The 25,578-nt window shown below is 70.0% G+C and carries 22 protein-coding genes; 12 read left to right on the top strand and 10 right to left on the bottom strand.

What is annotated here, in order from left to right; all coding sequences use genetic code 11:
• Positions 1–255: 255 nt before the first annotated feature.
• The 3 genes from ACFQVC_RS16775 to ACFQVC_RS16765 all read left to right on the top strand — a co-directional run bounded on the left by ACFQVC_RS16775 (position 256) and on the right by ACFQVC_RS16765 (position 2,661).
• Positions 256–1,233 (top strand): NAD(P)H-quinone oxidoreductase, encoded by a 978-nt coding sequence (locus tag ACFQVC_RS16775; protein WP_381831236.1) that lies wholly within the window; start codon positions 256–258, stop codon positions 1,231–1,233.
• Between the two features lie 126 nt (positions 1,234–1,359).
• A complete protein-coding gene (locus ACFQVC_RS16770) occupies positions 1,360–1,953 on the top strand; it encodes a hypothetical protein (protein WP_381831235.1) in 594 nt (197 codons plus the stop codon).
• Between the two features lie 153 nt (positions 1,954–2,106).
• Complete coding sequence (locus tag ACFQVC_RS16765) at positions 2,107–2,661, top strand: bacterial proteasome activator family protein (protein WP_381831234.1); 555 nt, start codon at positions 2,107–2,109, stop codon at positions 2,659–2,661.
• A 139-nt stretch (positions 2,662–2,800) separates the two neighbouring features.
• On the opposite strand, the gene ACFQVC_RS16760 is transcribed toward ACFQVC_RS16765, so the two are convergent.
• Entirely contained in the window at positions 2,801–4,456 is a 1,656-nt protein-coding gene (locus tag ACFQVC_RS16760) for a protein kinase domain-containing protein (protein WP_381831233.1), read from the bottom strand.
• A gap of 368 nt (positions 4,457–4,824) precedes the next feature.
• Between ACFQVC_RS16760 and ACFQVC_RS16755 the strand changes: the two genes are divergently transcribed.
• Positions 4,825–6,372, top strand: a complete 1,548-nt coding sequence (locus ACFQVC_RS16755; RefSeq protein WP_381831463.1) for a protein kinase domain-containing protein — start codon at positions 4,825–4,827, stop codon at positions 6,370–6,372.
• A 136-nt stretch (positions 6,373–6,508) separates the two neighbouring features.
• On the opposite strand, the gene ACFQVC_RS16750 is transcribed toward ACFQVC_RS16755, so the two are convergent.
• Together ACFQVC_RS16750 and ACFQVC_RS16745 are read right to left on the bottom strand one after the other, a co-directional pair.
• Positions 6,509–6,934: a pyridoxamine 5'-phosphate oxidase family protein gene (locus tag ACFQVC_RS16750; RefSeq protein WP_381831232.1), complete on the bottom strand. Its 426-nt coding sequence runs from the start codon at positions 6,932–6,934 to the stop codon at positions 6,509–6,511.
• A 166-nt stretch (positions 6,935–7,100) separates the two neighbouring features.
• Positions 7,101–7,760, bottom strand: coding sequence for a response regulator (locus tag ACFQVC_RS16745; protein WP_381831231.1), 660 nt, complete (start codon positions 7,758–7,760; stop codon positions 7,101–7,103).
• A gap of 344 nt (positions 7,761–8,104) precedes the next feature.
• Between ACFQVC_RS16745 and pdhA the strand changes: the two genes are divergently transcribed.
• From pdhA to ACFQVC_RS16725, 4 genes are all read left to right on the top strand, one after another.
• A complete protein-coding gene (pdhA, locus tag ACFQVC_RS16740; RefSeq protein WP_381831230.1) occupies positions 8,105–9,295 on the top strand; it encodes a pyruvate dehydrogenase (acetyl-transferring) E1 component subunit alpha in 1,191 nt (396 codons plus the stop codon).
• A gap of 2 nt (positions 9,296–9,297) precedes the next feature.
• Entirely contained in the window at positions 9,298–10,302 is a 1,005-nt protein-coding gene (locus ACFQVC_RS16735) for an alpha-ketoacid dehydrogenase subunit beta (protein ID WP_381831229.1), read from the top strand.
• A gap of 13 nt (positions 10,303–10,315) precedes the next feature.
• Positions 10,316–11,737, top strand: a complete 1,422-nt coding sequence (locus ACFQVC_RS16730; protein WP_381831228.1) for a dihydrolipoamide acetyltransferase family protein — start codon at positions 10,316–10,318, stop codon at positions 11,735–11,737.
• 167 nt (positions 11,738–11,904) lie between these two features.
• Entirely contained in the window at positions 11,905–12,909 is a 1,005-nt protein-coding gene (locus ACFQVC_RS16725; RefSeq protein ID WP_381831227.1) for a DMT family transporter, read from the top strand.
• On the opposite strand, the gene ACFQVC_RS16720 is transcribed toward ACFQVC_RS16725, so the two are convergent.
• Positions 12,845–13,777: a D-alanyl-D-alanine carboxypeptidase family protein gene (locus ACFQVC_RS16720; RefSeq protein ID WP_381831462.1), complete on the bottom strand. Its 933-nt coding sequence runs from the start codon at positions 13,775–13,777 to the stop codon at positions 12,845–12,847. The genes ACFQVC_RS16725 and ACFQVC_RS16720 overlap by 65 nt on opposite strands.
• A gap of 159 nt (positions 13,778–13,936) precedes the next feature.
• Between ACFQVC_RS16720 and ACFQVC_RS16715 the strand changes: the two genes are divergently transcribed.
• On the top strand, positions 13,937–14,614 hold the full coding sequence (locus ACFQVC_RS16715; RefSeq protein WP_381831226.1) for a GntR family transcriptional regulator: 678 nt from the start codon (positions 13,937–13,939) through the stop codon (positions 14,612–14,614).
• Complete coding sequence (locus tag ACFQVC_RS16710; protein ID WP_381831225.1) at positions 14,611–15,924, top strand: MFS transporter; 1,314 nt, start codon at positions 14,611–14,613, stop codon at positions 15,922–15,924. The genes ACFQVC_RS16715 and ACFQVC_RS16710 overlap by 4 nt, the downstream gene beginning before the upstream one ends.
• A gap of 51 nt (positions 15,925–15,975) precedes the next feature.
• Here ACFQVC_RS16710 and ACFQVC_RS16705 read toward each other — a convergent pair whose 3' ends face one another.
• Positions 15,976–16,800, bottom strand: coding sequence for a maleylpyruvate isomerase family mycothiol-dependent enzyme (locus ACFQVC_RS16705; RefSeq protein ID WP_381831224.1), 825 nt, complete (start codon positions 16,798–16,800; stop codon positions 15,976–15,978).
• A gap of 170 nt (positions 16,801–16,970) precedes the next feature.
• Between ACFQVC_RS16705 and ACFQVC_RS16700 the strand changes: the two genes are divergently transcribed.
• Both ACFQVC_RS16700 and ACFQVC_RS16695 read left to right on the top strand, forming a co-directional pair.
• Positions 16,971–17,759 (top strand): carbon-nitrogen family hydrolase, encoded by a 789-nt coding sequence (locus tag ACFQVC_RS16700; protein ID WP_381831223.1) that lies wholly within the window; start codon positions 16,971–16,973, stop codon positions 17,757–17,759.
• A gap of 254 nt (positions 17,760–18,013) precedes the next feature.
• Positions 18,014–20,197, top strand: coding sequence for a lectin-like domain-containing protein (locus tag ACFQVC_RS16695; RefSeq protein WP_381831222.1), 2,184 nt, complete (start codon positions 18,014–18,016; stop codon positions 20,195–20,197).
• 154 nt (positions 20,198–20,351) lie between these two features.
• Here the strand turns inward: ACFQVC_RS16695 and ACFQVC_RS16690 are convergent, their stop codons facing one another.
• The 5 genes from ACFQVC_RS16690 to ACFQVC_RS16670 all read right to left on the bottom strand — a co-directional run bounded on the left by ACFQVC_RS16690 (position 20,352) and on the right by ACFQVC_RS16670 (position 25,549).
• Positions 20,352–21,302 (bottom strand): FKBP-type peptidyl-prolyl cis-trans isomerase, encoded by a 951-nt coding sequence (locus ACFQVC_RS16690; RefSeq protein WP_381831221.1) that lies wholly within the window; start codon positions 21,300–21,302, stop codon positions 20,352–20,354.
• A gap of 197 nt (positions 21,303–21,499) precedes the next feature.
• Positions 21,500–22,543 (bottom strand): hypothetical protein, encoded by a 1,044-nt coding sequence (locus ACFQVC_RS16685; RefSeq protein WP_381831220.1) that lies wholly within the window; start codon positions 22,541–22,543, stop codon positions 21,500–21,502.
• A gap of 149 nt (positions 22,544–22,692) precedes the next feature.
• A complete protein-coding gene (locus ACFQVC_RS16680; protein ID WP_381831219.1) occupies positions 22,693–23,772 on the bottom strand; it encodes a hypothetical protein in 1,080 nt (359 codons plus the stop codon).
• 93 nt (positions 23,773–23,865) lie between these two features.
• The gene (locus ACFQVC_RS16675) at positions 23,866–24,894 is read right to left on the bottom strand and encodes a hypothetical protein (protein ID WP_381831218.1); all 1,029 of its coding nucleotides are present in this window, start codon (positions 24,892–24,894) and stop codon (positions 23,866–23,868) included.
• A gap of 151 nt (positions 24,895–25,045) precedes the next feature.
• Entirely contained in the window at positions 25,046–25,549 is a 504-nt protein-coding gene (locus ACFQVC_RS16670) for an LURP-one-related/scramblase family protein (protein WP_381831217.1), read from the bottom strand.
• Positions 25,550–25,578: the final 29 nt, after the last annotated feature.

Genomic DNA, 25,578 nt, shown 5'->3' with positions numbered 1-25,578 from the left:
CACCTTGCCGCGGAGCCGGTGACCCCTTCGCCGCGGAACCAGTGACACCTTGCCGCGGAGCCGGTGACCCCTTCGCCGCGGAACCAGTGACACCTTGCCGCGGAGCCGGTGACACCTTGCCGCGGAGCCGGTGACACCTTCGCCGCGGAACCAGTGCCCCCTGCCGCGGAGCCGGTGACCCCTTCGCCGCGGAACCAGTGGGGGACGGGGGGACGGGGCGGTGGTTCCGGGCGGTCGGCGAGTAGCCTCGCGGCCATGCATGCGATCACGATCCCCGAACCCGGCGGCCCCGAGGCACTTGTCTGGGCCGAGGTCCCCGATCCCGTCCCCGGCGAGGGCGAGGTCCTGGTCGAGGTGGCGGCGAGCGCCGTCAACCGGGCCGACCTGCTGCAGCGCCAGGGCTTCTACAACCCGCCGCCCGGCTCGTCCCCGTACCCCGGTCTGGAGTGCTCGGGCCGGATCGTCGCGCTCGGCACCGGCGTCAGCGGATGGTCGGTCGGCGACGAGGTGTGCGCGCTGCTCGCGGGCGGTGGCTACGCGGAGAAGGTCGCCGTCCCCGCCGGGCAGCTGCTGCCCGTGCCCGACGGCCTCGACGTCGTCACGGCGGCCGCACTGCCCGAGGTGGCCTGCACCGTCTGGTCCAACGTCTTCATGATCGCCCATCTGCGGCCGGGCGAGACCCTGCTCGTGCACGGCGGCTCCAGCGGCATCGGCACCATGGCGATCCAGCTCGCGAAGGCCGTCGGCGCCAAGGTGGCCGTCACGGCCGGGGGCAAGCAGAAGCTGGAGCGCTGCGCCGAGCTCGGCGCGGACATCCTCATCGACTACCGCGAGCAGGACTTCGTCGAGGAGGTTCGCGCGGCCACGGACGGCGCGGGCGCGGACGTCATCCTCGACATCATCGGCGCCAAGTACCTGGACCGGAACATCAAGGCTCTCGCCGTGAACGGCCGTCTCGCGATCATCGGCCTCCAGGGCGGCGTCAAGGGCGAACTCAATCTGAGCACCCTGCTCAGCAAGCGCGCCGCGGTCACCGCGACCTCGCTGCGCGGGCGTCCGCTCGCCGAGAAGACGTCCATCGTCGCGGCGGTACGCGAGCACATCTGGCCGCTGATCGGCACGGGCCGCGTCAAGCCGGTGGTCGACCGGACCCTTCCGATGACCGAGGCGGGTGCCGCCCACCGGGTCCTGGAGGAGAGCGGGCACATCGGGAAGGTACTCCTGACCCGGTAACCGCGCCGCCGCGCTCGGTGAGGCCCGTAATCCCGTGGCGGGCGCCGAGATGCCGCCCGCAGCGCCCCGTGTGACGCTGACGGCATCGATCTTGGCGACCTCGGCACCGGGAGGGGGGTCACGCCTGTGACTCCACGGCTCCGTCCGCTGCGCACCGGCGGGCTGCCGCTGCTCCTGGCCGCCGTCCTGGCGGCCGGGGGCTTCGCGGCGGCCGCGCCGGCGGCCTATGCGGAGCCGTCACCGTCGTCATCTCCGTCGCCATCTCCGTCGTCATCCCCGTCGTCATGGCCGTTTTCGTCCCCGTCCACGGAGCCGGAGTACGAGGAGTCCACGGAGCCGGAGTACGAGGAGTCCACGGAGCCGGAGTACGACGAGTCCACGGAGCCCGCTACGCCGCGGGAGTCGCGGGCCGGCAGCCGCCCCGGCGAAGGGCGGGTGCGCCCCGGCCGGGTCGAGCCGCTGCAGCCGGTGGAACCGGAAGGCCCGCTGGAGGAGCCGCTGAAGCCGCAGGGGCCGCACGAGCCCCCGCAGCGTCCGACGCCGCCGCCTCCCGCGCCCACCTCGCCCGGGCCCCCGGTCGATGTCGCGGCGGACCCCGCCGAGCAGGCCGTCGCCGGGGCAGCGGACGGACCGGCCCTTCAGATCCTTCCCCTGGGCAGCGGGCTGCTCCTGATGGGCCTCGGCCTCGGCTTCATCGCCCTGCGCATCCGGCGCGGCTGACCCGCACCCGGCCCACCGGCGGCACACGGCGCCAAGGCGTACGGGCAGGGGCAAGCGCAGGAGTACGTGAAGGAGAAAAGGCCGACCAGGGTGGATCAGCGGCCCGCGGGGGCACCACCGTGGTGTGAAGCAGGTGTGCGAGAGAATGGCCGCATGGAAATGCCGAGGAACGACAGGTCGCAGGAAAACCCCCAAGTCCTGGTCGTGGGCCAGGACGGAATGGCCCTCGGTGGCGGAGGCGGCGGTGACGACGAGTCCCGTGAGATTCCCGTGACGGAGATGGTCGAGCAGCCGGCGAAGGTCATGCGCATCGGCAGCATGATCAAGCAGCTGCTCGAAGAGGTGCGGGCGGCACCTCTGGACGAGGCGAGCCGGGTACGGCTCAAGGAGATTCACGCGAGCTCCGTGAAGGAGCTCGAGGACGGGCTCGCCCCCGAACTCGTCGAGGAGCTGGAGCGCCTGTCGCTGCCCTTCACGGACGAGGGGACGCCGAGCGACGCCGAACTGCGGATCGCGCAGGCACAGTTGGTCGGCTGGCTGGAGGGCCTCTTCCACGGCATCCAGACCACGCTGTTCGCCCAGCAGATGGCGGCCCGGGCGCAGCTGGAGCAGATGCGCCGCGCGCTGCCTCCCGGCGTGGGCGGCCACGAGGACCTCGAAGAGCCGCAGGGCCCGGCGGCGGGCCGCTCCGGGGGCCCGTACCTCTAGGGCCGTACGAGAAGACGGCGTAAGAGAGCACGACGTACGAGAAAGGGCCTGGCCACACGGAATGTGTGGCCAGGCCCTTTCGTCGTCGGCTACCGCGCTGCGGCTACCGCGCCGCTCCGGCTGTCGCGCTGCGGCGCGGCTACAGCGCCGGGTCCCCGCTGGAGACCTCGAGTTCGATCGTCGGCGGGCTGTCCGGGTCGAAGTCCGTGTCGGGCTCGGGGTACTGCTTCATGACCGTGCCCTCGCCGTACGTGTTCTCGTCGACGGTCTTCGTGTCGTACTTCCAGCCGCCCTTCTGGATGCACTCCTTGACCGAGTCGATGTTGCGGTACTCGAAGCTCGGGAGGGTCTTCTTGTCCGGGTCGCTGAAGCTTTCCTTGGGGTCGGTGCACTCGGTGATGTCGATGGTCTTGGTCTTGTCCGGGCCCTTGTGGCCCTCGACCGCCGACGGGGTCTCCTTGGACTGCGGCGGGTCCTTCTCCTCGCCGTTCAGGGAGATCGCCAGGATCAGGCCGCCGATGGCGAGCAGGGACACCACGATCGCGCCGATGATCACCGGCTTGTTGCTCTTGCCGCCGCCGGGCGCGCCACCGCCGCCCGGGCCCGCCGGGGCGGCGTGCGGATTGAGGTTGTACGGCGGCGGGGTGCCCGGCCCCGGCTGGTGCTGCGGCTGCTGGTGCTGCTGCGGGGCGTACGCCGCGGGGGCCGGGGTCTGGTAGCCGCCCTGCTGCGGGTAGCCGTACCCCGGGGCCGGGGTGGTCTGGCCGTACGGACCCGGCTGGTACGGGGTCTGGACGCTGCCGGGTCCCGGCGCCGGGGCCGCCTGGTCGACCGGCGGGAAGACGGCGGAGCCGACGCCCGCGCCACTCGCGGTCTGCTGGCCCGGCACGATGCTCGGGGCGCCGGTGCCCTGCAGGGACTGGGCGACGCGCAGGCACTCGTCGCGCATCGCCTCGGCGGTGGGGAAGCGCTCGTTCGGGTTCTTCTTCAGGGCGCGGGCGACCAGGGCGTCCACGGCCGGGGGCAGCGAACGGTTGATGGAGGACGGGGCGACCGGCTCCTCCTGGACGTGCGCGTAGGCGATGGCGAGCGGGGAGTCGGCTTCGAACGGCAGCCGCCCGGTGACCAGCTGGAACAGCATGATGCCGACCGAGTAGAGGTCGGAGCGGGCGTCCACACCGCGGCCGAGTGCCTGCTCGGGCGAGAGGTACTGGGGGGTGCCGACGACCATGCCGGTCTGCGTCATCGACGTGACGCCGGACTGCATGGCGCGCGCGATGCCGAAGTCCATGACCTTGATGACATTGCGCTTGGTCACCATCACGTTGCCCGGCTTGATGTCGCGGTGGACCAGGCCCATTTCGTGGCTGATCTCCAGGGCCGCGAGCACATCGGCGGTGACCTTCAGGGCGCGGTCACCGGGCATCGCGCCGAACTGGGCGATATCCGCGTCCAGGACGGAGCCGAGGGGCTTGCCCTCGACGTACTCCATCACGATGTACGGCATCGTCGAGCCGTCGAGCTCGTCCTCGCCGGTGTCGAAGACCGAGACGATATTGGTGTGCGTGAGCTTGGCCACGGACTGGGCCTCGCGGCGGAAGCGCTCGCGGAAGGACTGCTCACGGCCCAGCTCGGTGTGGAGGGTCTTGATGGCGACCTGCCGGTCGAGCACCGCGTCGTACGCCAGGTGCACCGAGGCCATGCCGCCTTCGCCGAGGAGGTCCCGCAGCTGGTAGCGGCCGCCGGCCAGGGCGCGCCCCGCGTACCGGCCGCCGTGTGCGCCGTCCTGGCTCATGTTTCTGCGTCCCCCATCGGCGCCGTGTATGCGCTTGAATGCGTGAAGATCCCTCGGTATCGCGCCCAGTCTGCCCGAGGGCAGTGACACGTCAAGCCGGGTGCCCGTTCCGTGACCGTACGCGCAAGAACCGTCTCGCAAGCGTTACCGGCCCCGGTCGCGGACCCTCCGGATAACCACCCGATTTGCCCGTCACCGCGGGTAACAGGTTTGATGGCCGGTCCATCTCAAACCAGCGTGCTGCGCCGAGGCTGTAGCGTGGCCCGACGAAGACCGTACGAAGAGACCGCGTACTACGCCCTCTGTGGCACGTGCAGGCGGACAAATACGGCCACGCGACCAGTTACGACAGGAAACGACGGCGAGGACTGATGGACCAGCAGCGCGCTCAGGGCCCGTCCGACCCCGAGGCGACTGGCGGCGGTATGTCAGACGCGCCTGAGTTGTGGGGTAATGGCGGGCTTGTCGGGGACGGCCGATATCGGCTGACCCACAGACTCGGCCGGGGCGGTATGGCCGAAGTCTTCGCCGCGGAGGACGTCCGTCTGGGACGGACGGTCGCGGTGAAGCTGCTCCGCTCCGACCTCGCGGAAGACCCCGTGTCCAAGGCCCGCTTCACGCGTGAGGCCCAGTCGGTCGCGGGCCTCAACCACCATGCCGTGGTGGCGGTCTACGACTCCGGCGAGGACCAGATCGGCGCCAACACGATCCCGTACATCGTGATGGAGATCGTCGAGGGCCGGACCATCCGCGACCTGCTGCTCAACGCCGAGGCCCCGGGCCCGGAGCAGGCGCTGATCATTGTCTCGGGCGTCCTTGAAGCGCTTGCCTACTCGCACCAGCACGGCATCGTGCACCGCGACATCAAGCCCGCGAACGTGATCATCACGCACGCCGGCGCGGTGAAGGTGATGGACTTCGGCATCGCCCGCGCGCTGCACGGCGCCTCCAACACCATGACGCAGACCGGCATGGTCATGGGCACCCCGCAGTACCTCTCGCCCGAGCAGGCGCTCGGCAAGGCCGTCGACCACCGCTCGGACCTGTACGCGACGGGCTGTCTGCTCTACGAACTGCTCGCGCTGCGCCCGCCGTTCACCGGTGAGACCCCGCTGTCGGTGGTCTACCAGCACGTCCAGGACATGCCGGTGCCGCCGTCGGAGATGTCGGACGCCGTGCCGCCGGAGCTGGACGGCCTGGTCATGCGCTCCCTCGCCAAGGACCCGGACGACCGGTTCCAGAGCGCCGAGGAGATGCGCGGCCTCGTCCAGTACGGCCTGCAGATGCTGCAGGAGCAGGGCAGCCACACGGGTACGTGGAGCACCGGGCCCGTCGCCATGCACGAGGGCGGCAACACCCCGGCGATGGGCGTCGCGGGCACGACGGCCATGCAGCACCCCGGTGACTCCGGCACGGCGCAGATCCAGCAGCCGATGCTGCGGCCGATCGGCGACGACGACGGCGGCTTCGACGGCGGCAGCCGGGACGGTGGCGGCCGTCGCGGCGGCGGTGGCGGCCGCGGCAAGATGTGGCTCTTCGCGGTGCTCGCGATCGTGGCCGTCGCGGTGGGTGTGGCCCTGGCGCTGAACGCCGCGGGCGGCAAGAAGGAGTCGCCGGACACGGACAAGTCGTCCACGCCCAGCCAGTCGCAGTCGGAGAAGGAGTCCAAGGAGCCGTCGGACGAGCCGTCGACGGACGAGGAGACGGAGCCGGGCGGCACGGGCGGCAACTCGGAGTACACCCCGTCCCCGTCGCGGTCCTCCTACTCGCCGAGCCCGTCGCCCAGCACGTCGGACCCGACGACCGACCCGACGACGGACCCGACGACGCAGGAGCCGACGGACCCGGCCACGACCCCGGAGGAGCCGTCGGACCCGGCGACGACGCCGGTGGAGCCGACTCCCGAAGAGTCGTAGGAACACCAGCACCACATGCCTGAGGCCCGCTCACCACGACGGTGAGCGGGCCTCAGGCATGTGGTGCTGGTGGCCGCTTGGCGGCATGCCCCTGGGAGCGGGCCTCAGGGCATGCGTACGCCCCTTGGAGCGGGCCTCAGAGCATGTGTGTGGGCTGCAGCTGCCGGGCGTGCCCGTTGTCCATGCAGTGGACGCGGACGAACTGGGGCTCGATGCGCAGATAGACCGGGTCGAAGAGGTCGCCGTCGACGAAGTGCGGGGCGGGGCCGAAGAGTTCGAGCTCGGCGTTGGTCGGCTCGACCTTCTCGCAAGTGCCGACGAACTGGACGGACCAGAGGCCGTCGGCGCCGTCCTTGTTGAAGTTGTCCGCGCCATACGCGACCACGCTGCCCTGGCAGGCCTGGTGGTAGCCGAAGCCCCGGTGCATCCGCAGTACGACGCGGCCGTCCACCACGATGTGGCGGGCCGCCGCCAGAAACGGCAGGGCCCGCATACTCGTCGCCACGCGCCCGTAATTGACCTGGCCGAGCAGTTCGATGGCGCGGAGTTCTTCGGTGGACATAGCTCCACCTTCGGCCACGGCCGCCCCGGCGGAAAGGGGCTGCGGCCCTCGACCGCCGGGGACATAAGTCCTGAGTAAATTCTGAATAAGCCACCGCGAGAAACGGTAAAAGGCCAGTTCAGAGGTGGTGCATGAGCAGTTCGGGACCTCTGGCCACCGAAAGGAGTCAGTGCTTTTCCGCCTGCATGCGCGCCACATAGGCAGCTGCCTGGGAACGCCGCTCCATGCCCAGCTTGGACAGCAGGCTGGAGACATAATTCTTGATGGTCTTCTCGGCCAGATGGAGCCGCTCGCCGATCGCCCGGTTGGTCAGGCCCTCGCCGATCAGATCCAGGATCTTGCGTTCCTGCTCGGTGAGGTTGGCCAGGCGGTCGTCGCCCTTGGCGTTGTTGCCGTCGCGCAGGCGCTCCAGGACGCGGGCCGTGGCGACCGGGTCGAGCAGGGACTTGCCGGCGGCCACATCACGCACCGCGGTCAGCAGTTCCTTGCCCCGGATGGCCTTGAGGACATAACCGGAGGCACCTGCCATGATCGCATCGAAAAGTGCCTCGTCGTCAGCGAACGAGGTCAGCATCAAGCACTTGATGTCCTCGTTCTGCGAACGGATCTCGCGGCAGACCTCGACGCCGCTGCCGTCCGGGAGCCGGACGTCGAGCACGGCCACATCAGGGCGGGTGGCGGGGATCCTGACCAGGGCGTCTGCGGCCGTACCGGCCTCGCCGACCACCTCGATGTCGTCCTCGACGGACAACAGCTCATGGACTCCGCGACGGACGACCTCATGGTCGTCGAGCAGAAATACGTGGATTTTTCCATCTTCGCGCACGCAGCCAGTGTCACACACCAACTCTTCCAATGCTCCGGGTGGCCGGGATAACCTCCCGGTGTTCCGGCCCCCTGCAAGGCGCTGACCAGTGGCGTTACAGGAGTTGTTCCCCGCTTTCTCGCATTTACTTGGAAATCCAAGCAAAATCGCAGGTCAAGTGGGGTTTCGCAGATATGCGAAGCACTGGGTAACGTGCTTTGTGCAGGGCGCTCGCCGGGGCACCTGTCACGCCTGTTTCCCGACAGATACCCAGCGGCGCACCCACCCCGTGCGCGGGTACGGATACAGGCGAGCCGCACTGGTTCCCGGCCGATCCCGGGATCCGGACCGACGGAGGAGCACACGTGACCGTGGAGAGCACCGCCGCGCGCAAGCCTCGCCGCAGCAGCGGCGGCAAGCGCGCAGCCGCCAAGAAGTCGCCGGAGACGGCGGACGCGAAGACGGCGGCGGCACAGAGCGCATCGCACGACACCGAACTCGTTCAGCTGCTCACGCCCGAGGGGAAGCGGGTCGAGCACCCGGATTTCTCCATCGACCTGAGCCCCGAAGAGCTGCGCGGCCTGTACCGCGACATGGTCCTGACCCGGCGTTTCGACGCCGAGGCGACCTCGCTGCAGCGCCAGGGTGAGCTGGGCCTGTGGGCCTCGCTGCTCGGCCAGGAGGCCGCGCAGATCGGCTCCGGCCGGGCGACCCGCGAGGACGACTACGTCTTTCCGACCTACCGCGAGCACGGCGTCGCCTGGTGCCGCGGGGTGGACCCGGTGAATCTGCTCGGGATGTTCCGTGGGGTCAACCACGGCGGATGGGACCCGAACAGCAACAACTTCCACCTGTACACGATCGTCATCGGCTCGCAGACGCTGCACGCCACCGGCTACGCGATGGGCGTCGCCAAGGACGGCGCGGACTCCGCGGTCATCGCGTACTTCGGCGACGGCGCCTCGAGTCAGGGCGACGTGGCAGAGTCGTTCACGTTTTCGGCCGTGTACAACGCCCCGGTCGTGTTCTTCTGCCAGAACAACCAGTGGGCGATCTCCGAGCCCACCGAGAAGCAGACCCGGGTGCCGCTCTACCAGCGCGCCCGCGGCTATGGCTTCCCCGGTATCCGGGTCGACGGCAATGACGTCCTGGCCTGTCTGGCGGTGACCCGGTCGGCGCTCGAGCGGGCCCGTCGCGGTGAGGGGCCGACGCTGGTCGAGGCGTTCACGTACCGCATGGGCGCGCACACCACGTCCGACGACCCCACCAAGTACCGCCAGGACGAGGAGCGGGAGGCCTGGGAGGCCAAGGACCCGATCCTGCGCCTGCGGACCTACCTGGAGTCCGAGAAGCTGGCGGACGCGGACTTCTTCGCCTCTCTGGAGGAGGAGAGCGAGGTGCTCGGCAAGCATGTGCGCGAGACGGTGCGCGCCATGCCGGACCCCGAGCCGATGGCGATCTTCGACAATGTGTACGCGGACGGAAGCGCGCTGGTCGACGAGGAACGCGCGCAGTTCGCCGCGTACCAGGCGTCCTTCGCAGAGGAGGGCAACTAGCCATGGCTGTCCAGAAGTTGCCGATCGCCAAGGCGATCAATGAATCCCTGCGCAAGGCCATGGAGGCCGACCCCAAGGTCCTGATCATGGGTGAGGACGTCGGCAAGCTCGGCGGTGTCTTCCGGGTCACGGACGGGCTGCTCAAGGACTTCGGCGACGACCGGGTCATCGACACCCCGCTCGCCGAGTCCGGCATCGTGGGCACGGCCATCGGCCTCGCGCTGCGCGGCTACCGGCCGGTCGTGGAGATCCAGTTCGACGGTTTCGTCTTCCCCGCGTACGACCAGATCGTCACGCAGCTCGCCAAGATGCACGCCCGTGCGCTCGGCAAGATCAAGCTGCCGGTCGTCATCCGGATCCCGTACGGCGGCGGCATCGGCGCGGTGGAGCACCACTCCGAGTCGCCCGAGGCGCTGTTCGCGCATGTGTCGGGGCTCAAGGTCGTCTCGCCGTCCACGTCTTCGGACGCGTACTGGATGATGCAGCAGGCCATCCAGAGCGATGACCCGGTGATCTTCTTCGAGCCGAAGCGGCGCTACTGGGACAAGGGCGAGGTCACGCTGTCCAATAGCGTCTCCGCCGCGGGGGAGTCCATCCCCGGACCGCTGCACGCCGCGCGTACGGTGCGTGACGGCTCGGATCTGACGCTGGTGGCGTACGGGCCGATGGTGAAGGTCTGCCTGGAGGCGGCCGCCGCGGCGCAGGAGGAGGGCAAGTCCCTCGAAGTGGTCGATCTGCGGTCGATGTCGCCCATCGACTTCGACACGGTGCAGGCCTCGGTCGAGCGCACCGGACGCCTGGTCGTCGTGCACGAGGCGCCGGTGTTCTACGGCTCGGGCGCGGAGATCGCCGCGCGGATCACCGAGCGGTGCTTCTACCACCTGGAGGCGCCCGTGCTGCGGGTCGGCGGGTTCCACGCGCCGTATCCGCCGGCACGGCTCGAGGAGGAGTATCTGCCGGGCCTTGACCGGGTACTCGACGCCGTCGACCGTTCGCTGGCGTACTGAGGGGAGCTGAACCATGGTTAACGAGTTCAAGTTGCCCGACGTGGGCGAAGGCCTGACCGAGGCCGAGATCCTCAAGTGGTACGTGCAGCCCGGTGACACCGTCACCGACGGGCAGGTCGTCTGCGAGGTGGAGACGGCCAAGGCGGCCGTGGAGCTGCCGATTCCGTTCGACGGGGTCGTGCGGGAGCTGCGCTTCGCCGAGGGCACGACGGTGGACGTGGGCCAGGTGATCATCACCATCGGTGGTGAGGGAGAGGCTGCGCCCGCGCCCGCGGCTGCGAAGACGGCAGCCGAGTCCGAGCCCGCGGCCGAAGCCGAGGCTGCCGAGCCTCAGGGGCGGCAGCCTGTGCTGGTGGGGTACGGCGTGGCCGAGAGCTCTACCAAGCGGCGCCCCCGCAGGACCGATTCCGCTCCGGCCGCAGCCGGGAACGGGGCGGCTCCCGTGGCTCCCGCGGCGCCCGTGGCTCCGGCCGCGCCCGCCGCTCCGGCCGCGCCCGAGCCGGCCCAGGCGTCCACAGCGGTCAGCAACGGGGTCTCCGTACCCCGCCCCCTCGCCAAGCCCCCCGTCCGCAAGCTCGCCAAGGACATGGGGGTCGACCTCACCACCGTCACCCCCTCCGGGCCCGACGGGATCATCACCCGGGAGGATGTGCACGCCGCGGTGGCGCCCGCGCCGGCGGCACCCGCGGCCGAGGCGCCCGCTCCGGCCGCCGCGCCCGTGGTGAGCTCCGACGCGCGCGAGACGCGTATCCCCGTCAAGGGTGTCCGTAAGGCGACCGCGCAGGCCATGGTCGGGTCCGCCTTCACCGCGCCGCATGTCACGGAGTTCGTGACCGTCGACGTGACGCGCACGATGAAGCTGGTCGAGGAGCTCAAGCAGGATAAGGAGATGCAGGGGCTGCGGGTGAACCCGCTGCTCCTCGTCGCCAAGGCGCTGCTCGTCGCGATCAAGCGGAACCCGGACGTCAACGCGGCCTGGGACGAGGCGAACCAGGAGATCGTCCAGAAGCACTATGTGAACCTGGGCATCGCCGCCGCCACGCCCCGCGGTCTGATCGTGCCGAACATCAAGGACGCGCACGCCAAGACGCTGCCCCAACTGGCCGAGGCGCTCGGCGAGTTGGTGGCCACCGCCCGGGAGGGCAAGACCTCTCCCGGTGCCATGCAGGGCGGCACGGTCACCATCACCAACGTCGGTGTCTTCGGCATCGACACCGGTACGCCGATCCTCAACCCCGGTGAGTCCGCGATCCTCGCCATGGGTGCGATCAAGTGGCAGCCGTGGGTGCACAAGGGCAAGGTCAAGCCGCGCCAGGTCACGACGCTCGCGCTCTCCTTCGACCACCGGCTCGTCGACGGCGAGCTCGGCTCGAAGGTGCTCGCCGATGTGGCGGCGATCCTGGAGCACCCCAAGCGCCTGATCACCTGGGCGTAGCGATCCGGATTCCCGGGTCCGGGTCCTGAGCCCGGGTGCGCCGCGCAGGCGCATCCGGGCTCACGCCTGTCCGCCATCTGCCCGCAGTTCCGTAGCCGTAGCCGTAGCCCGTAGCCCGTAGCCCCGCAGCTCCGTAGCTCCATAGCCCCTGTACGAAAGCTCCTGCCGTGCACGTCATCTGGTTGCTCCTCGCCGTCTTCTCCGGAGCGCTCATATCCCTGCAGGCCCGTATCAACGGCGGGCTCTCCGGGAAGCTCGGGGACGGGACGGCCGCCGCGGTCCTGTCCTTCGGTTCCGGGCTTCTCGTGCTCTCCGTGGGGCTTCTGCTTGTGCGCGGGGCGCGGCACGGTGTGGGGCGGGTGCTGCGTGACGTACGGGAACGGCGCCTGAAGTGGTGGCAGCTGCTGGGCGGCTGCGGTGGCGCCACGTTCGTGCTCGCGCAGGGCCTGACCGTGGAGGCGCTCGGTGTCGCGCTGTTCACGGTGGCCGTGGTCGCGGGGCAGGTGAGCGGCGGGCTCTTCGTGGACGCGAAGGGGCTCGGGCCCGCGGGTCCGCAGCGGCCCACCGTGCGGCGGGCCGTGGGCGCCGTCCTCGTGCTGCTCGCGGTCGGCCTGTCGATGGCGGACCGTCTGGGCGCCGGATTCCCTTATCTGATGCTGCTGTTGCCGCTGGTCGCCGGCGTGTGTGTGAGCTGGCAGCAGGCCGTGAACGGGCATGTGCGGCTGTCGTCAGGGTCCGCGTACACCGGCACGTTCTTCAACTTCCTGACCGGTACGGCGGTGCTCGGTCTGGTCTTCGTGGGGCACGCGGTCGCCGTCGGGATCCCCTCGGGGCTGCCGCGCGAGCCGTATCTCTACCTCGGCGGTCTGGTCGGCATCGTGTTCATCTCGGTCGCCGTGGCCGCCGTGCAGAAGCTCGGGGTGCTGCTGCTCGGGCTGTGCACGATCACCGGCCAGTTGATCGGCTCGATCGCCCTCGACGTGCTCTGGCCGCACGGCGACGCCGAGGTCACCGCGGTGACGGTGGCCGGGGCCGCGCTCGCCCTGGCCGCCGTCGTGCTCGCGGCGGTCTCCGGCTCCCGGGGCCGCGGGAGCCGGGTGCGCGCCGTCAGTCCTGCTGTGCGCCGGAGGGCAGCGAACGAAGACGCATCGTCTTCGCGGAGTTCGACTTGAAGCCGTAGTCGAGGAGCTTCGCGGCGTCCGGGTAGCGGTTCGCGTCGTTCAGGATCACGCCGACCAGGGTCTTGTCGCCACGGGTCGCGGCGAACACCAGGCAGGGTCCCGCGGCGGTGCCGGTACCGGTCTTGATGCCGATGGCGCCGTTGTAGGAGCCGAGCAGTTTGTTGGTGTTGTACCAGGTGTAGGTGCGGGTGCCGCCGTTGCTCGCGGTCGCCTTCTGCTTGGTCTCCTTGGCCTTCACGACCGTGCGGAAGGTGGAGTTCTTGACCGAGTGCGCGGCGAGCTTGGTCAGGTCCTTGGGCGTCGTGTAGTTGTCGCCCGCCTTCGATATGCCGTCGAAGGAGTCGAACTTGGTGTTCTTCATGCCGAGCGACGCGGCCTTCTTGTTCATCTTCGAGATGAACGAGGCGGCCCTGGCCTTCACCGTCGAGCCGCTGCCGAAGGCGTCCGCGAGGGCGTACGCGGCGTCGCAGCCGGAGGGCAGCAGGGTCGCGTAGAGCAGCTGGCGCACGGTGAGCTTGTCGCCGGTGCGCAGATCGGCGGTGCTCGCGCCCTTGGCAGCGACGTAGTCGCGGTAGGTCTGCTTGACGGTGAGCTTGCGGTCGAGGTTCAGGCCTGCGGAGTCGAGGACCACGGCCACCGTCATGACCTTGGTGGTCGAGGCCATCTGGCGCTTGGTGTCGGCGGCCTTGCCGAACAGCTGCTTTCCGCTCTTCGCGTCCGCGAGATAGGCGCCCTTGGCGCTCACGGACGGGGCGGTGGCGGCCTGCGCGGGCGCGGCCGCGAGCGGGGTGGCGACCAGGGCGGCGCCGGTGGTCAGAACGACGGCGGCGGTGCGCCGTGCGCCGAGGGTGCTACGTATCAAGGTCGGTGCTCCGAACTCACGAAAGCCTCAAATCGGAACCCTGGAAAGGGGGTTCCCGATGCAAGACGCACGAGCGGTACGGATGGATGCACGGGAGCCGTCCCGTATCGCGGACGCCGTTTCCTGATGCACCTCTGTTGTATCTAAGCTGTGCGCATGCCTGTCCCAGCCGCCTCGGCCGCCCCTGCCGCCCCGCCCAGACAGCCACCCGCCGCCGAACGCGTCTACCAGCACATCAAGCAGGCCGTCCTGGAACGGCGTTACGAGGGCGGCACGCTGCTCACCGAGGGCGAGCTGGCCACGGATGTGGGGGTCTCGCGCACCCCCGTACGCGAAGCCCTGCTCAAGCTGGAAGTGGAAGGGCTGATCAAGCTCTATCCGAAGAAGGGCGCCCTCGTCCTCTCCGTCTCGGCGCAGGAGATCGCGGATGTCGTCGAGACCCGGCTGCTCGTCGAGGAGCACGCCGCCCGCAAGGCGGTGCCCGCGTCCGCCCGTCTGATCGGACGCCTGGAGGAACTCCTCGCCGAACAGCGGGCGCACGCCGAGGCCGGGGACTTCGCGGCCGCGGCCGTCACCGACCGCTGCTTCCACGCCGAGATCGTCCGCAGCGGCGGCAACGAGATCCTCTCCCGCCTCTACGACCAGCTGCGCGACCGGCAGCTGCGGATGGGCGTCGCCGTGATGCACTCGCACCCGGACCGCATCGCCAAGACCCTCGCCGAGCACGCCGAGATCCTGGAGGCGCTCCGGGCCGGTGACGCCGACGCGGCCGTCGCCGTCGTGCACCGGCACGTCGGCTGGTTCTCCCACCTGGCCCGGGGCGAACAGCGATGAGCTCTTCCGGCACGGCCGTCCGTCTGCCCGGCGATCCACCCGGCGGCCGCCGCGCGGTCGCCGTCTGGTCGATCGGCGTCGCCGTCTACTTCGTCGCCGTCATCTTCCGCACCTCGCTCGGCGTCGCGGGCCTGGACGCCGCCGACCGCTTCGACGTCAACGCCTCGGCCCTGTCGACCTTCTCGATCCTGCAGCTCCTGGTGTACGCGGGCATGCAGATACCCGTGGGCCTGATGGTGGACCGGCTCGGCACCAAGCGGGTCCTGACGATCGGCGTCGTCCTGTTCACCGTCGGCCAGCTGGGCTTCGCGCTCTCCCCGTCGTACGGCATGGCCCTCGCCTCCCGCGCGCTGCTCGGCTGCGGTGACGCGATGACCTTCATCAGCGTGCTGCGGCTCGGCAACCGCTGGTTCCCGGCCCGCCGCGGCCCGCTCGTCGCACAGCTCGCGGGCCTGATCGGCATGGGCGGCAACCTGGTCTCGACGCTGGTGCTCTCCCGGCTTCTGCACGGCGTCGGCTGGACCGCCGCGTTCGTCGGCAGCTCGCTCGCCGGGGTCGTCGTCCTCGTACTCCTGCTGCTGTTCCTCAAGGACCACCCCGAGGGCCATGAGCCGCAGCCGGTGCGCACGACATCCATCGGCCCTGCCTTCGTGCGCGGGCAGATAGCCGACGCCTGGCGGGAACCCGGCACCCGGCTCGGCCTGTGGGTGCACTTCACCACACAGTTCCCGATGATGGTGTTCACGCTGCTGTGGGGGATGCCGTTCCTGGTCGAGGCGCAGGGCCTGTCCCGGGCTGCGGCCGGTGAACTGCTCACCCTGACCGTCCTGTCGAGCATGACCATCGGCCTCGTCTACGGCCAGATCATCGCCCGCCATCACACCGCCCGTACCCCCCTGGTCATCGGCACCGTCTCGGCGACCGCCCTGATGTGGGCCCTGACCCTGGGCTATCCCGGGGGCAGCGCGCCGACCGGGCTCCTGGTCGCTCTCTGTCTGGTGCTCGGCACCTGTGGCCCCGCCTCGATGATCGGCTTCGACTTCGCGCGTCCGGCCAATCCGCCGGAGCGCCAGGGCACCGCATCGGGCATCGTCAACATGGGCGGCTTCGTGGCCTCGATGACCACGCTGCTCGCGGTGGGCGTGCTCCTGGACGCGACCGGCCAGAACTACCGGATCGCGTTCTGCTCGATCTTCGTCCTGGAGGCCGTGGGCATCAGCCAGATCCTGCGCCTGCGCCGGCGGGCGGTGCGCCTGGAGAGCGAGCGCCTGGTGGCCAGCAGGGTGGAGGCGGTCCACGTACCGGCGTGACGGGGCTGCGGGGGCGCCCCGGACGTCCGGCCGCGGCGGAGTGTCCGGCCGCTACGGCGTGATCGTGAAGTTCTCCAGGATCGCCTCGGCGAGGTCCTGGTCGCCGTCCGCCTTGATCTGGTCGCGCACCGCGCTCAGCTTGAGGCGGCCGCAGCCCAGCTTGTAGAAGGTCTCCCAGTCCAGGGCGAGCGTCACGGCCGGGCCGAGGGAGGGCGAGCTGTCGACGGTGCCCCTGCCGTCGGCGTCGATCCGGACGGTGCGCAGGAAGTCGACCGGGCCGTCCACGTCGAAGACCACGGCCGAGTTCGCCGGGGCGCCGGCCCGCTTGGCGACCACCACGGGCAGGGTGGAGAGCAGCGTGTCCCGGGTGACGAAGGCGCCGGGAGAGTCCAGGTTCCCGGGCTTCCTGAGGGTGGTCCGCAGATCCTGCTCGTGCACCCACACGTCGAAGGCCCGCTTGCGGGTGGCCTCTTCGAGCGTCTCCTCGTTACCGAGGGGGCCGCGCACCTTGGTCTGGGGGTCCCGCGATTCGTTCCGCAGCTGCCGCGAGCGCCGGATGATCGTGTACTCCAGCTCGGAGGTCATCTCGGGGGCGGTGTGATGGCGCCGCACATCGACCTGCACCTCCATGTACCGCTGCAGCTCGGTCTGTACGTGGTAGAGGTCCCGGGGCAGTGTGTGGATGGGCCGCGGGTCACCGAGCATCTCGCAGTCGAGGCCTATGACATGGGAGACGATGTCCCGCACCGACCAGCCAGGGCACGGGGTCGCCCAGTTCCACTCACCCTCGGCGAGCGGTGTCACCAGCTCGGATATCGCTTCTACGGAGTGGGTCCAGGCATCGGCGTAGGTCTGAAGGCTGGAATGGACGGTCACGGGACCCCTCGGGCGGTTCGGCTGTACGGGCTGGCGGATCTTGTGGTGGCTCAGCGGACTGCGTGGGAGGCTCGGACCCTTAAGTTACGCTGCCGCAGGGGCCGCTTGCAGTGGTTTCGTGTGACGATCGTAGGCGGTAACCGCGGCTCGAATACCAGGACGGTGGTAGTGTGCGCGCCTCGCTCATCCAGATCGATGTAGACCCCGACGAATCGGTCAATTCCCGCCGCCAGAGGGCGGGTTCACTGGTTCGGGAGCAGGCCGGGTCGGATCTGGTGGTGCTGCCCGAGCTGTGGCCGGTGGGCGCGTTCGCGTACCAGTCCTTCGAAGCGGAGGCCGAGCCCCTGCGCGGCCCGACCTTCGAGGCGATGGCGAAGGCCGCGAGCGACGCGGGCGTCTGGCTGCACGCGGGCTCGATCGTGGAGCGCGACGGCGGCACCCTCTACAACACGACCCTGCTCTTCTCCCCCGACGGCGAACTCGCCCGCTCCTACCGGAAGATCCACCGCTTCGGCTTCGACAAGGGCGAGGCCGTGATGATGGGCGCCGGCGAAGAGCTCGCGACGGTCGCGCTCCCGGACACCACGCTCGGCCTCGCCACCTGCTACGACCTGCGCTTCCCGGAGCTGTTCCGGTCCCTGGCCGACCTGGGCGCCGAGACCCTGGTCGTCTCGGCCGGCTGGCCCGAGCGCCGCCGCTCCCACTGGACCCTGCTCGCCCAGGCCCGCGCGGTGGAGAACCAGGCGTACGTCCTGGCCTGCGCCACGGCCGGCACGCACGCCGGGGTCGAGCAGTGCGGCCACAGCATCGTGGTGGACCCCTGGGGCGAGGTCCTCGCGGAGGCCGGCGCGGGCGAGGAGATCCTCGTCGTCGACTTCGACCCGGCGAAGGTCGGGGTCACGCGCGAGCAGTTCCCGGCTCTCAAGGACCGCGTGCTCGGCCTGGCGCCGCCGCGCTGAGCGCTCCGCGGGCGGTCGGGTATGTCACCTGCGGGTGCGTCGTGGCTGGTCGCGCAGTTCCCCGCGCCCCTTTGGGGCGCAAACCTCAAGCCGCTTGGGCTGTCCCGTCACTCGCTTGGGCTTCGCCGATCGCGGCATGTCATTGCCGGTGTTCTGATGATCGAAAACCTGATCACTGTACGCAGTCATGCGTATACGTGGCGTCATCATCGGACTCTTGTGGCAGGGCGTGGTGCGCCCGAGGAGGCACCCCTATGACGGACATCGGATACCGGCGTGGCCGCCGGGCGGGCAGTATGCGAGCCCGCCTGACCGCGCCCCTAGGACTCGCCACGGTGGTGGCGCTCGGCCTGTCCCTCGCCGCGCCGCAGCAGGCCGCGGCGGACGAGATCGCGGCCGAGTCGTTCACCGGCGCCACGGTTGACGGGGACAAGTGGTACGGCGGCGCCTATGTGGAGAAAGACCCCACCGGCTTCGCCTGCCTGACGGCCGCCACCGGTGAGACCGGGCCCATGAAGAAGTGCCGTGAGCCGGTCGGCGACCCCGCAGGAAAGGGCGCGCTCCGGCTGACGAACAGCGACAAGCAGCAGAACGGCTACGCGATCTCCAAGCGGCCCCTGCCCGCCCGCGCGGGCATGAAGTTCAGCATGGACTTCGCCATGTACAAGCCGAACGACGATGCCGGCCTGGCGGACGGCATCTCCCTGATGCTGCTCGACGGCTCCAAGCCCATGCCCAAGAAGTCCGGCAAGAACGGCGCCGGCCTGGGCTATGTCGACATCGAGGGCGGCTACCTCGGCGTCGGCCTCGATGTGTTCGGCAACTACACCAGCGAGGGCTTCGACGCCGCGGGCGGACTGCCGCAGCGCACCCCCAACTCGATCACCGTCCGTGGCGCCAAGGAGGTCAAGAACCCGCTGGTGGCCACGTACAAGTCGAACCGGCTCCTCGCGCCCAACTCGGCCGACACCCGTGAACAGGCCCGCCGCACCGCGATCATCGAGCTGTCCAGCGAAGGCGTCATGCGGGTCTCCATCGACTTCCACGACGGCCGGCCGGTCAAGGATGTGATCGAGCCGGTCGATCTCGACGAGATCAAGGGCCAGCCGAAGGTGCCGGACTCGCTCCGTATCGGCATCGCGGCCTCCACCGGTGACTCGACCGCCATCCACGAGGTGTGGAACGGCAAGATCGAGAGCCTGCAGCCGAGCCTGTCCACCAAGGTCGTCCCGGACGGCCCGGTGAACGCGGGCAAGCCCGCCGTGTTCGACATGACCACCACCAACGACAAGCTGTCGGGCCCGACCGACGGCGAGGTCACCAGCACGCAGACCTTCCCCGAGGGCGTGAAGCCGACGAAGGCGGAGGGCGACGGCTGGAAGTGTGTGATCGAGGGCCAGAAGGTCACCTGCAAGCGGCCGGGCACCGGAAAGGACGCGCTGAAGCCGGGTGACTCCTATCCCCCGGTCAAGGTGACCACCGAGGTCGCGGGCGACGCCAAGGGTGACAAGGCCGTCACTTCGCAGGCCACGACCCCGGGTGCGACCCCGGGCAAGCCGGACTCCAGCGGCTTCACCGTCACCCCGGCCAAGGGCCCGGACCTGACGGTCAAGACCAAGCCGACCGGTGACGTGGTGGGCGGCAAGCCCGCGGGCTACACCATCGACGTGGCCAACAAGCCCGAGGCGGGCCCGACCAACGGCGAGGTCAAGGTCGAGCGCACCTTCCCCGAGGGCATCAAGCCGATCTCGGCGGCCGGTGACGGCTGGAAGTGCGCGATCGCCGGGCAGAAGGTGACCTGCACCAGGCCCGGCGCCGGTGGCGATGTGCTCAACCCGGGCAAGGCGTATCCGACGATCAACATCGGCACCCAGGTCGACGACGGTGTGAAGGGCGACCTCGAGGGCACCACCCAGGTCGGTACGCCCGAGCAGCAGACCACGGGTCCGGTGAAGGACACCACCACGGTCAAGCCGGCCGCGGCCAAGGACCCGAACCTGACGGTCACCACCAAGCCGAAGGGCGACGTGGTGGCGGGCAAGCCGGCCGAGTTCACCATCGACACCAGCAACGCCAAGGACGCCGGTCCCACCAAGGGCCGCACCGTGGTGACCCGCACCTTCCCCGAGGGTGTGACACCGACCAAGGCGGCGGGTGACGGCTGGACCTGCGAGATCGGCGGCCAGACGGTCAGCTGTATGCGCGACGACGTGCTGAAGCCGGGCGCGAAGTTCCCGCCGATCAACGTTTCGACGGACGTCGCCGACGAGGCCAAGGGCCAGCTGGAAGGGGTCACGGACTTCTCCACGAAGGGCGACCCGAACAGCGGGAACAAGGTGTTCGACACGTTCGTGGTGAAGCAGGACGCCTCGGACAACGTGGACTGCGGCAGCTGGGTCGAGGACAAGTCCGGCACGCGCGCCGCGCAGTGCGAGTGAAGCAGTGAGTCAGTGAGCCAGTGCCTCAGTGAGTCACTGATGCACTGGGGCACTGAGGCAGGAGTCACAGCCACCGGCTGTGACAGAGGCCCCCGGGAGCAGCCGCTCCCGGGGGCCTCTCCCTATTTCCTCGTGGCGCGCCGCCGGTGAGGCGTCAGCGGTTCCTGGCGTCGACCACGTCCACGACGTAGGCCGTCGGCTTGTTCTTCGGTGCGGCCAGGGCGCCCTTGGTGTGGGTGAAGCCGGGGCGCTGGCCCGCGGGTACCGTGATGAGCAGCCGGCTGCCGACGGGCTTGCCGAGCAGGGACGGGTACCAGCCGGGCAGCATCGCCTCGTCCTTCATGACGAAGCCGTTCGGGCCGCTGCGCCGGTACGTCGAGTTGAACGGGTCCTTCTTGCCCCACTCGAGGCCCGTGTACTGCAGCACCACCGACTGGCCGGCCTTGACCCGTGGCCCCTTGCCCGCCACCAGGGTGCGGTCGGCCAGCTTCTTCGGTGCCGGGCCCCAGCCGGAGAGCACCGGCTCCTGGCCGGGTGCGACGGTGACGCCGGGGAAGCCGTCGCCCGCGGGGGTGGAACTCGCGCCCGCCGCCTGCTGCTTGGGGTCGTAGCCCCCGATCACGTCGAAGACGAGCACCATGTGGTCGCTCGGCTTCACCTGCGCGGGTGCCATCCCGTGCGGGCCGAAGCCGTGGGTCGCCGGGGAGACCAGCATGACGCGGCTGCCCGCCTTGCGGTTCAGGAGTGCCTGGTCCCAGGTGCGCGAGACATGCTGTCCGTCGAGTACGGCGGTGGTGGGCTGCTCCAGGCGGTAGGTGTCCATCAGCTCCCTGCCGGACTCCCAGATACGCATGTCGACGTCCGTGACGACGACCTGGCCCTTGCGGGTGAGCGCGCCGTCGCCGTCCTTGAGGACCTTCATACGGGCCTCCTTCGGCGGCGGGTAGGACGGCATGGCCACATCGGGACGGCTGCCGAACTCGCCGGTCACCTTGGGGACGTTCTGCGGTTCGGGCCCGGAACAGCTGAGGGTCGCGGCAAGGGCCAGGGCCGTCAGAGCCGCGAGGGCGGGCATACGGGCGCAGCGGCGGAAGGTTGCGGCCACCGGGAGCCTCCTTTGGGGTGGGGGGATTTGCCCCAGCCTTGCCCGGCCGCTCGCGGCGCCGCGGCACCGCACGCGAAAAGCCGGGTGCCGTACGCCCGTTCGGCGTACGGCACCCGGCTCGTGCTGCTTGTTCTTGTTGTTCTTGCTGCTTGTGCTCCGGTGCTCCGGTGCTCCGGTGCTCCGGTGGATTCAGACGGTCACCAGCAGGAGCCCGTCCTCGAGCCGTCGAACGCGTCCCGCATGCCGGGCGCCGAGACGGCCGGCGGAGCGAACGGGGCGCAGCGGCGCGAGACCGGCTGCGTCGGCCGCTGGGCCGCGCGGTCGTTGACGGCCTTGTCGGTGTCGCTGACCTCGCCCTCCTTGGGTACGGGCGCGAACTTGTCGGTGATCTTCGGGTCGCGGATCACCGCGGCGTGCCCCACCGTCACATCGGCGACGTCGGTGCCGAGGACGGAGGCGTGGATGGCGTTGACGTAGCCGCTGGTGGCCTGCGGGCTGTACTTGTACGAGCCGTTCTTGCCCTTGGTGGGCCGGCCCTGCTCGTCCGTGGTGACCTGCTCGTTGGTGGTCGCCAGGGCGAGCGGGGCCTTGGTGTAGTCCTGCGGGATGCGGACGCCGAGGTTCACGGCCCAGATCGGCGGGATCTCGATCAGCCGGACGCCGCCCACGGAGACATAGCCGCGGGCCGCGCCGCCGGTGAACTCCACCGTCTTCTTGGGGCGTGAGTACGCGGAGACCGTGATGCCCTCCACGTGCACACCGATCGGCGAGAGCTGCGTACCGCCCGACGGGTTCTCGATGTAGGGCACGCCGACGTCGACGGCCGCGCCGCCCGCGTCCGCGTAGACCTCGCCGCGCGCCGGGACATCGCGGCCGCCGGAGGTGGTCGCCGGGTGCGAGTGCCCCATGGCGCGTGAGTAGAGCGCGGAGACCTTGCCGATGCCGAGCCCGTGCGGGGCCAGGTTGATCAGGTCCTTGCCGCCCGCGTGCTGCTTGGGGGCCTTGGGGGTGGTCGGGTAGTGGGACTCGAACATCTTCGCGTCGACGATCTTGCCGAGACCCTTCACGCCGACGACCCAGGAGTCCGCCTGGACGCAGTCCTTGGTGTCGACGACCGTGCCCCAGTCGTCGGATCCCGGGGGAACAAACGCCTGCGCGGGGAGTGCGGCGGCCGCCACCGCGGTCAGGGCGACACCCGTTGTCAGCAGGGCGCGCGGCCCTGAAGTTCGCCATGAGGCCATGGCCGACCCTCTCTTTCCTTTTTCCATGCGGGGCAGTGACCGAAGAGAGATGGCCACTGATAGTAAGAGCCTCACTACTGAGAGCGATGTGTGCATGTCGGGGCGGCCATCCGGGGGCCGCCCCGGTGTGGGGACGTGTGTCTGCCCGGTCAGGGAGCGGACTTCTGGGGCGCTCCGCGATGGATGACGGCGGCGTGGCCGATGGTCACGTCCATGGCCTCGGGTGCGAGCAGCGTCAGATGGGCGGTGTTCACATAGCCGCTGGTGGCCTGCGGGTCGCGGGCGTAGCCGCCGTTCGGGCCGACGCTCGGGTGGCCCTGCTCGTCGGTGGTGATCTGCTCGTTGAGGGTGGCGAGAAGCTGCGCGGGGCGCGCCTTGTCCGCGGGGATCCGCAGACCCCGGTTGGGCGCCAACGGGCCGTCGAAGCGGGCGAGTTCACGTCCGAACGACAGCAGCTTGCCGCCCTTCGCCGAGGTGCTGAATTGGGGCGGGCGGCCCGCGCGTCCGGTCGCCGTGGCCTCGGCGTCACGCAGTTCGAGGCGCAGCGGAGCCTTGTCGGCGGGCATCGGCTCGGGTCCGGTGATGTACGGCAGGCCGAGCGTGAGGCCGCCGATCCGCGACCGGGCGGTGACCGTGCCGTTCGCCGCCGAGGTCGTGGAGGTCAGGTTCTGTACGGTGCCGAAGTCCTTGCCGTGGGCCTTGAGGGGCTCGGCCTCGGGCAGCAGGCCCTTGACCGCGGTGGGCGCCTTCGGTCCGGCCGGCAGATGGGCCTCGGCGAGGCGTACGTCGCCCTTGCCGCGGCCGAGGGTGCGCAGGGCCCAGGCGTTGGCCTGCGTGGTGTCGGAGGTGTCGGCGATGGTGCCCCAGTTGATGGCGGGCAGCGGCTCCGGCGGCGGTGCGGACTTGAACCACGACTTGAAAATGTCGAACCAGGGGTCGACCGCCCCGTGGACGAGTGCGGCGATACCGGACTGCTCGGCCTTGACCGGCTCCCAGTCGGTGGCGGTGTCGCTGCCGGTGTCCGTGCCGGGCTCTTCGGGCTTGGTGGGCGCCGGTTTGTTGCCCTCGCCCTGGGGCTGGCCGTCGTCGTTGACCTCGATGCCGGCGGGCGGCGGGAACGGCGGCGGTTTGGCGACGGCGCCCGCGTCCGGGGTCAGGCCGAGGAGCGTGGCGGCCGCGAGTGCGGTCACGGTGAGCGGTGCGGTGGTACGGAGACGGGCGGACGGCACGGGAACCCCCAGGTCTGGGTCGTGGTGATGGCGGGGCGACGCCGTCGGCCGCCGCACACCCACGGGGTGTACGGCGGCCGACGAGGCGCGAGGTCAGTTCGTGGTGGCCGGGGCCTGGCCGGTGAGAAGTTCCTTCTTCTTCTCGATCGCGCCCTCGATGAAGTCCTTCTTCTTGTCCAGGGCGTCCTTGATCGGGTCCTTGAGATGGTCGATCAGCGGCAGCGGCTTGGGGGCCGTGGGCTTGGGCTTGAGCATGTCGGTCTTGGCCGGGTCACGGATGACGGCGGCGTGGCCGATGGTGACGTCCGCGACGTCCGGGCCGAGCACGGAGGCGTGGATGGCGTTGACGTAGCCGCTGGTGGCCCGCGGGTCGTACTTGTACGAGCCGTCCTTGCCCTTGGTGGCGACGCCCTTGTTGTCGGTGGTGACCTGCTCGTTGGTCATGGCGAGCACCGGCGAGGGCTTGTCGCCGGCGCCGGCGACCTTCACACCGACGTTGACCGCCCAGATCGGCGGGATGTCGATGATGCGCTGGCCGGCCACCGAGATGTAGCCGCTGGCCGCGCCGCCCTGGAACTCCACGGACTTGCCCGGCAGGGACCGCGCGTGCACATCGATCGCGTCCACGTGCACACCGATGCCGGACAGCTGCGTGCCCTCGGGCGTGGTCGGCGCGATGTAGGGGACGCCGATGTCGACGGAGCCGCCGCCCGCGTTGGCGTAGGAGCTGCCCGGGTACGGGAGGGTCTGCTTGCCCTGCGACTTGGCGCGCGGCTGCTCGTTGGTGAGGGCCCGCGCGTAGAGGGCGGAGACCTTGCCGAGGCCGACGCCGCCGGGCGCCAGGTTGACCAGGTCGTTGCCGCCCTCGAACTTGCGGGGCGCCTTCGGGGTGGTGGGGGAGGCTGCCTCGAACATCCGGGCGTTCACGATCCGCCCGATGCCGGTGACGCCGACGATCCAGGAGTTGGCCTGGACGCCGTCCTTGGTCTTGACGACCGTGCCCCAGTCGTACGTCGGCTCCGGCTCGTCGGCCGACGAGGTGCCTGCGGCGGTGAACGCCACTGTCATTGCGAGTCCGGCCGCGGTCGCGGCGCGCAGACCCGTGGTGTGCCATGCAGCCATGCCACCCGGTTCCTTCCTTAACGGACGAAGGTCGATAATTCGACCACTGTCCGTAAGCGGAACATCGCTCTCGGTGAACCGCATGCGAAGGGTAACCATCCGGGTCAGCGGCCATCACCCGGCCGCCGCCCCACCTGCTCCGACCAGCCGTTCAGTCCCCGTCGCCGCCCTCGCGCTCCCGCTCCGCGAGCCGGATCACACAGACCGCGACGGCGATGAGGAGCGCCGGGTCGGCGTCCTCGCGTACGACATTGACGCCATAGGTGTCACGGACGGTCAGCCAGCGCCGGGAGATCTCCGCGAGCAGTTCGCCGTCGTACTCGACCGCGAACTCCCGGTCGAGGATCTTGCCGCTGATGTCGAGCTCGGTGCCGTCGACCAGGGCGACCCGGTAGTGGTTGCGCAGCAGCGAGAGCCGTTTGCGCTTGATGGTGGCGAGGGGTTCGTCGCCGCGCTCGATGGTCATGGTGTCGCGCAGGGCGAGCACCTTCTTGCGGATGTCGATGAGCACATTGCCCTGCGGGTCCTTCAGCTCGAAGGTCTCGCGCAGACGCATCGCCTTGCCGTCGACGAAGAAGGCCTTGCGGCCCTGGTCGTCCTCGATCCAGTAGTCGTCGCCGATGCCGAAGATCCGGTCGCGTACCAGGTATTTCATGGGGGAATGCGTACCCGGCCCGTGCGGTT

The sequence above is a fragment of the Streptomyces monticola genome (assembly GCF_042665355.1).
In the GTDB taxonomy this organism is placed as follows: domain Bacteria; phylum Actinomycetota; class Actinomycetes; order Streptomycetales; family Streptomycetaceae; genus Streptomyces; species Streptomyces monticola.
Note: the sequence above shows the minus strand (reverse complement) of the source record. Positions and strands in the feature narration are given on the sequence as shown.

Coding starts and splice junctions, on each gene's coding strand:
- ACFQVC_RS16775 (WP_381831236.1), top strand. CDS start 256: ATGCATGCGATCACGATCCCCGAACCCGGCGGCCCCGAGGCACTTGTC.
- ACFQVC_RS16765 (WP_381831234.1), top strand. CDS start 2,107: ATGGAAATGCCGAGGAACGACAGGTCGCAGGAAAACCCCCAAGTCCTG.
- ACFQVC_RS16760 (WP_381831233.1), bottom strand. CDS start 4,456: ATGAGCCAGGACGGCGCACACGGCGGCCGGTACGCGGGGCGCGCCCTG.
- ACFQVC_RS16750 (WP_381831232.1), bottom strand. CDS start 6,934: ATGTCCACCGAAGAACTCCGCGCCATCGAACTGCTCGGCCAGGTCAAT.
- ACFQVC_RS16735 (WP_381831229.1), top strand. CDS start 9,298: ATGGCTGTCCAGAAGTTGCCGATCGCCAAGGCGATCAATGAATCCCTG.
- ACFQVC_RS16730 (WP_381831228.1), top strand. CDS start 10,316: ATGGTTAACGAGTTCAAGTTGCCCGACGTGGGCGAAGGCCTGACCGAG.
- ACFQVC_RS16715 (WP_381831226.1), top strand. CDS start 13,937: ATGCCTGTCCCAGCCGCCTCGGCCGCCCCTGCCGCCCCGCCCAGACAG.
- ACFQVC_RS16710 (WP_381831225.1), top strand. CDS start 14,611: ATGAGCTCTTCCGGCACGGCCGTCCGTCTGCCCGGCGATCCACCCGGC.
- ACFQVC_RS16695 (WP_381831222.1), top strand. CDS start 18,014: ATGACGGACATCGGATACCGGCGTGGCCGCCGGGCGGGCAGTATGCGA.
- ACFQVC_RS16685 (WP_381831220.1), bottom strand. CDS start 22,543: ATGGCCTCATGGCGAACTTCAGGGCCGCGCGCCCTGCTGACAACGGGT.
- ACFQVC_RS16675 (WP_381831218.1), bottom strand. CDS start 24,894: ATGGCTGCATGGCACACCACGGGTCTGCGCGCCGCGACCGCGGCCGGA.
- ACFQVC_RS16670 (WP_381831217.1), bottom strand. CDS start 25,549: ATGAAATACCTGGTACGCGACCGGATCTTCGGCATCGGCGACGACTAC.